Annotated in this window: 1 protein-coding gene and 1 pseudogene; both read left to right on the forward strand. The window is 51.4% G+C overall.

All coding sequences use genetic code 11. From position 1 onward, the window contains the following. Positions 1–1,663 (forward strand): RHS repeat-associated core domain-containing protein (locus KW846_RS29600; RefSeq protein WP_305733742.1); only part of this gene is annotated, 1,663 nt, incomplete at its 5' end. Positions 1,664–1,810: 147 nt separating this feature from the next. After that, a pseudogene (locus tag KW846_RS29605) lies at positions 1,811–2,104 on the forward strand (hypothetical protein); the annotation flags it as partial.

The raw sequence follows: 2,104 nt of genomic DNA on the forward strand, positions 1-2,104 counted from the left end.
CTGGTGCAATTACACAGAGACCTATTATTACGATGAAGCGGGCAATCTGCTGCAGCGCCTGCATCACGGCGCGGTAGACGACACCTTGATCATGCGCGTGGCATCGCACAGCAATCGCAGCGTGAAAGACCGAGCCGGCCAGCCGGCCATTGACGAACAATTCGACGCTCGCGGCAACCTGCTGGAGCTGCAACCTGGGCAGGCTTTGCAGTGGAATGGGCGTAATCAGTTGACCCAAGTCATTCAAGTAGCACGGATTGACGGCGCCGACGACATCGAGAGGTATGTCTACGACAGCGAAGGCGCTCGCTTGCGCAAATACCGGGAGGTCACCGCGAAATCCATCGTGCATACACCCGAGGTACGTTACTTGCCGGGCATCGAACTGCACACCAATAGCGCCACCGGAGAACGGCTCCAGGTGATCAGCGTTCAGGCCGGGCGCTGCAGCGTACGCCTGCTGCATTGGGACAGTCCGCCGCCAGCGGGATTGGACAATGATCAGTGGCGTTACTGCTTTGACGATCACCTGGGATCGAGTGCCTTTGAGGTCGATGCCCAGGCCAAAACCATCAGCCAGGAAGTGTATTACCCCTTCGGCGGAACGGCGTGGTTGGCGGGGCGGCACGAGGTGGAAACCAGTTACAAGACCATTCGTTATTCAGGCAAGGAACGGGATGTGACGGGGCTTTATTACTATGGCGCGCGGTATTACGCGCCGTGGTTGCAGCGCTGGTTGAGTCCGGATCCGGCGGGGGATGTGGATGGGTTGAATTTTTATCGGTTTGTCAGGAATGGTCCGGTTGTTTACATCGATCAGGATGGACATGCTCCGACTCCGGTGAGTGCTCATCGTACTGATATTGAACAGTCCGCCGGAATATCGGGTCGAATTTTACAACGAGGCATGATAAATATCAGGAAGCACTTACCTGGAATGGCTGATAAATTGAGCCGGGCTTTCGCTGAGGCGAAACAGGTTGTTAGGCATGTCGGTAATGTTTTGGAATCGGGACAGTATGACAAAGGACTTGTAGAAACGTATTTTGGCGAGGTTGATAGCAGCGTTGTTTCTGATCTGATAACTCATTATCGCCAGATGTTAAGGAATATTGAAGAAACAGAAGTAAATCCTGAAAGATTTGTGGTTTTTGATGATCCTAAGGCGGGTGATGCTTTTACTAACTCCACCGATCAAGAAAAATATATATATATTAATAAATCGGTGATTACTAATCAGCGGTCTCCAGAGTCTTTTCTACGTATTATTCTTCACGAGTTAAGTCATCAAGTGAATATTATTGGAGGCGTGGTAGATTATTGGTATTTGATATTTGAAGGCGCGTTGCCCGCTGATGGAAAACAGTCGAGTGACATGCTTGGAGCTATGGAGGCGAAGTCCAAGAGGATGATGGTGAGCGTCGCTGTATCGGATGAAGATTTTTCCCCCTCTAGTAGCAAAGAGCGTTTGGTCCATGTGTCTGGTGTCAATAATATGAATGATGCTTTAACACGATTTAAGACATCTTCCAAGCTACGAACACAAATGGCGATTAGAAACGCGGATAGTCTCGCTGCGTACGCTATTGCTGAAAGTGGAGCATCAAAGTCTCTTGGCTCTCAATCATCTGCGCAGCGATTCAAACGTGCCGCTCGTAGATGAGTTATTAAGGTAAACATAGTTTGAAAGACAATCGTATGTGCTGAGAGTCTCATTGCTAGCGATAGACGTAGGCGCTGTTGCATACGGGGGCTAGAGAGCGGCAATTAAACATTATGTTCGGCGTTAAATTTACTTTGCGGACTGATCGTGGATACTCAGACCCCAACGCTCAGCGTTTTCGACCCTCGCGGTTTAGCCGTTCGTGCGGTGGCTTATCACCGTCGCTCGGCCAGTGAGTCGCCCCAGTCACGGGGCACGCATCAGCAGTATGACGAAGCTGGCCGTCTTGCCCGGCAACGCGATCCACGATTGTCTGCGTTGCTCGATGCGCCTTCAAACCTGTCCACCACTTACAGCCTTTCGAATCAGCCGCTGTGCAGCGACAGTGTCGATGCCGGCTGGCAAGTGAATTTACCCGGCCTCGCCGGGCAGGTAATCGAG

Source organism: Pseudomonas sp. PDM32, assembly GCF_019219225.1.
Taxonomy (GTDB): Bacteria; Pseudomonadota; Gammaproteobacteria; order Pseudomonadales; family Pseudomonadaceae; genus Aquipseudomonas; species Aquipseudomonas laurylsulfatiphila.